The organism is Burkholderia sp. Ac-20379, assembly GCF_017104645.1.
Taxonomy (GTDB): domain Bacteria; phylum Pseudomonadota; class Gammaproteobacteria; order Burkholderiales; family Burkholderiaceae; genus Burkholderia.
Genome location: NZ_JAAGPF010000453.1, coordinates 1 through 4268, shown reverse-complemented (window position 1 = coordinate 4268; position 4268 = coordinate 1). Strand labels below are relative to the sequence as shown.

Genomic DNA, 4268 nt, shown 5'->3' with positions numbered 1-4268 from the left:
AGCTTGGCGGCCAGCGCCAGCGCCTTTTCGAGCACCGCCTCCGACACGCGCGCGAGCGCCGGGCCGATCAGCCGCTCGCGCGGCCCCCAGACACGGTTCTCGCGCACCAGCACCGCGAGCGGCTTGCCGGCTTCGACGCCGCGCTTGATCCGCAGCAGCGTGCGCAATTCCTCGACCACGGCCCACAGCACCAGCACGAGCGCTTCGCCCTCGCCCTTCAGGCCGTCGATCATGCGCGCGAGCCGCCCGGCATCGCCGGCCAGCATCGCTTCGTTGAGCTTGAACACGTCGTAGCGCGCGACGTTGAGCACGGCGTCCTGCACCTGCTCGAAATTCAGCGTGCCCGACGGATACAACAGCCCGAGCTTCTGGATTTCCTGGTGCGCGGCCAGCAGGTTGCCCTCGACCCGCTCGGCGATGAATTGCAGCGCGCGCCGCCCGTCCTCGCCGGCCGCGACGCGCTGGCCCTGCGCCGACAGCCGCTGGCCGATCCAGTTCGGCAACTGCGCGCGATCGACGGGATCGATCTTCAGCGCGACGCCGCCGTTGCCGAGCGCGGTGAACCACGCCGACTTCTGGGTGGCCGCATCGAGCCGCGGCAGCGTGACGAGCACCAGCACGTCGGGATTGCCCGCCGCGGCCAGGGTTTTCAGCGCGTCGGCGCCTTCCTTGCCGGGCTTGCCGGACGGAATGCGCAGCTCGATCAGTTGACGATCGCCGAACAGCGACATCGCCTGGGTCGCGCCAAGCAGCGAGCTCCAGTCGAAACTGCGCTCGACGGTGAACACCGAACGATCGGTAAAGCCGGCCGCACGCCCGGCGGCACGGATCCGGTCGCAGGCCTCCAGCGCCAGCAGCGGCTCGTCGCCGTACACGGTGTAGAGGCCGGCCAGCCCCTTCGCGAGGTGCGGCTCCAGCGCGTCAAGTCGCAATTGCATCGGTTCGAACGCTCGGCAGTCGGAAGAAAACGACGATCGGAAGGCGCCGCGCGATCAAAGCGGCGGCGGCGGCAGCGGCGCGCGCGGCGCGACGCCCGGCACCACTTCGTTCGGCTTCGGCGTCAGCGTGTGCACGATCGACAGCCGGCGCGTCAGCTGATCGACGGCGTCGTTCTGCATGTCGGCGTACAGCACGTCGGACTCCTGCGCCTTCGCCTGCACGAATTGCGCGTTGTAGGTCATCGCGCGGTTCAGCGCGATCACGCTGGGCGCGATCAGCAACGCGCCGTCCTTCGTCGTCAGCGTGTAGTTCAGCGAGTAGTTGAGCTGGTATTCCTCGACCGTGCCGAACTGGTCGAGCGTCAGCGTGCTCGTGCCGCGCGTTTCGGACACGCGCAGCACCGCATCGGCGGCGTCCGGGTTCGTCACGATCTTGGTATCGCTGCCGCCCTCGACCATGCGCCGCAGGCGCGCGGCCACGGCCGGCGGCGCACCCGCGATCATCAGGCTCTTGAACGCGTAATCCTGCGTGCCGCGCAACTGGAAACCGCACGCGGACAGCAGCGCCGCGCTGCCCACGGCCATCAAAAACGATCTGCGGATCACCTTCGCTCCTTGCTGGTTCGTACTGCGCGTCAGACCACGACGTTGACGAGTCGGCCCGGCACGACGATGACCTTCTTCGCCGGCTTGCCTTCGCTGAACTTCGCGAACGCCTCGTCGGCGAGCGCGGCGGCTTCGATCGCGTCGCGGCCCGCATCCTTGGCCACCTTCACGGCGCCGCGCACCTTGCCGTTGATCTGCAGCACGAGTTCGATCTCGGCCTGTTCGAGCGCGGCCTCGTCGACCTTCGGCCAGGGCGCGTCGAGCAGCGTGCCGAATTCGTCGGCGTAGCCCAGTTCCTGCCACAGCGCGAACGTCAGATGCGGCACGACCGGGTACAGCACACGCAGCAGGATGCCGTAGGTTTCGCGCTGCACGGCGGCCGACACGCTCTTGGCGCCTTCGATCGCGTTCAGCATCTTCATCGAGGCCGACACGACCGTGTTGTATTGCAGGCGCTGGTAATCGAAATCGGCCTGCTTGAGCACGCCATGGATTTCGCGGCGCAGCACCTTGGCGGCTTCGTCGAGCGATGCCGCGTCGATTGCTTCGCGTGCGGCGAGCGCCTCGCGGTTCGCCGAACCGAACGCCCAGACGCGGCGCAGGAAGCGGCTCGCGCCTTCCACGCCGGCGCCCGACCATTCGAGCTGCTGCTCGGGCGGTGCGGCGAACATCGTGAACAGGCGGGCCGTGTCGGCACCGTGCTGATCGATCAGCAGTTGCGGATCGACACCGTTGTTCTTCGACTTCGACATCTTCTCGATGCCGCCCATCACCACCGGCTGGCCGTCGGCGTTCAGCACCGCGCCGACCGGGCGGCCCTTGTCGTCGTGCGTGACCGTGACCTCGGCCGGGTTGTACCAGGTCTTCTTGCCGGCCGCATTTTCGCGGTAGAACGTGTCGTTGAGCACCATGCCCTGCGTCAGCAGGTTCTTGGCCGGCTCGCTGAATTTCACGAGGCCCAGGTCGCGCATGACCTTGGTCCAGAAGCGCGAGTACAGCAAGTGCAGGATCGCGTGCTCGATGCCGCCGATGTATTGATCCATCGGCATCCAGTAATCGGTGCGCGCGTCGACCATCGTGTTCGCGTCGGGCGCCGTGTAGCGCGAGAAATACCACGACGAATCGACGAAGGTATCCATCGTGTCGGTTTCGCGCTTCGCCGCCGCGCCGCACTTCGGGCACGTGCAGTTCAGGAACGCTTCCGACTTGGCGAGCGGATTGCCCGAGCCGTCCGGCACGAGATCTTCCGGCAGCACCACCGGCAGGTCGGCTTCCGGCACCGGCACGTCGCCGCACGACGGGCAGTGGATGATCGGAATCGGCGTGCCCCAGTAGCGCTGACGCGAGACGCCCCAGTCGCGCAGGCGCCAGGTGACCTGCTTGTCGCCGAAGCCGCCGGCGTTCAGGTCGGCCGCCACCGCGTCCACGGCCGCCTCGACGCCGAGGCCGTCGTACTTGCCGCTGTTGATCAGCGCGCCGCGGGTTTTATCGCCGTACCACTCCTGCCAGGCTTCGGTCGAATAGGTTTCGCCTTCGACCGCGATCACTTGCTGGATCGGCAGCGCGTACTTGGCGGCGAACGCGAAATCGCGCTCGTCGTGCGCGGGCACGCCCATCACGGCGCCTTCGCCATAGCTCATCAGCACGTAGTTGCCGATCCACACCGGCACCGGCTCGCCCGTCAGCGGATGCTTGACCGAGAAGCCCGTGGCGACGCCCTTCTTTTCCATGGTGGCCATGTCGGCCTCGGCCACGCCGCCCTGCTTGCATTCCTCGATGAAGGCCTGCAGCTCGGGCTTGCCTTCGGCCAGGCGCGTGGCGAGCGGGTGCTCGGCCGCGATGGCGCAGAACGTGACGCCCATCACGGTGTCGGCGCGCGTGGTGAACACGCGCAGCAGCTTCTGCTCGCCGTCGAGTTCGTACGGGAAGCCGAAGTTCACGCCGAAGCTCTTGCCGATCCAGTTCTGCTGCATGATCTTGACGCGCTCGGGCCAGCCGAGGCCTTCGAGATCGTTCAGCAGCTCATCGGCGTATTGCGTGATGCGCAGGTAGTACATCGGGATTTCGCGCTTCTCGACCACCGCGCCCGAACGCCAGCCGCGGCCGTCGATCACCTGCTCGTTGGCGAGCACGGTCTGGTCGACCGGATCCCAGTTGACGGTGCCGGTTTTCTTGTACGCGATGCCCTTCTCGAGCATCTTCAGGAACAGCCACTGGTTCCATTTGTAGTAATCGGGCTTGCAGGTGGCGATTTCGCGCGACCAGTCGATCGCGAGGCCCATCGACTGCATCTGGCCCTTCATGTAATCGATGTTGTCGTAGGTCCACTTCGCGGGCGGCACGCCGTTGGCCATCGCGGCGTTTTCGGCCGGCATGCCGAACGCGTCCCAGCCCATCGGCATCAGCGTGTTGTAGCCGTTCATCCGCAAGTAGCGGTACATCACGTCGTTGATCGTGTAGTTGCGGACGTGACCCATATGCAGCTTGCCGGACGGATAGGGCAGCATCGACACGCAATAGAACTTCGGCTTTTGCGAATCTTCCTTCGTCAGGTAGGCGTCGGTAGCGCGCCAGTCGCGCTGGACGGCGGCTTCGACGTCGGCGGGTACGTATCGTTCTTGCATGGTGTGTTCGGCTTGGCTGTCGGCGCGCGTGGCGCGCGCTGGCTGGAGTGGATTGAAAGTCGCACTCCCCGGGTCGCGGGGAAAGGGTCGATTATACCGA

3 protein-coding genes are annotated in these 4268 nt (G+C 66.5%); all 3 read right to left on the bottom strand.

Features of this window, described 5'->3' with window-relative positions; all coding sequences use genetic code 11:
* Positions 1 to 938: DNA polymerase III subunit delta (holA, locus tag G3N92_RS31205; RefSeq protein ID WP_206131395.1), on the bottom strand; the 938-nt coding region annotated here is incomplete at its 3' end.
* A gap of 54 nt (positions 939 to 992) precedes the next feature.
* Positions 993 to 1544, bottom strand: a complete 552-nt coding sequence (lptE, locus tag G3N92_RS31200; RefSeq protein WP_206131394.1) for an LPS assembly lipoprotein LptE — start codon at positions 1542 to 1544, stop codon at positions 993 to 995.
* 29 nt (positions 1545 to 1573) lie between these two features.
* Complete coding sequence (gene leuS, locus G3N92_RS31195; RefSeq protein WP_206131393.1) at positions 1574 to 4168, bottom strand: leucine--tRNA ligase; 2595 nt, start codon at positions 4166 to 4168, stop codon at positions 1574 to 1576.
* Positions 4169 to 4268: the final 100 nt, after the last annotated feature.

Excerpts from the sequence above, each read along its gene's own strand:
- leuS (WP_206131393.1), bottom strand. The coding sequence starts at position 4,168 with ATGCAAGAACGATACGTACCCGCCGACGTCGAAGCCGCCGTCCAGCGC.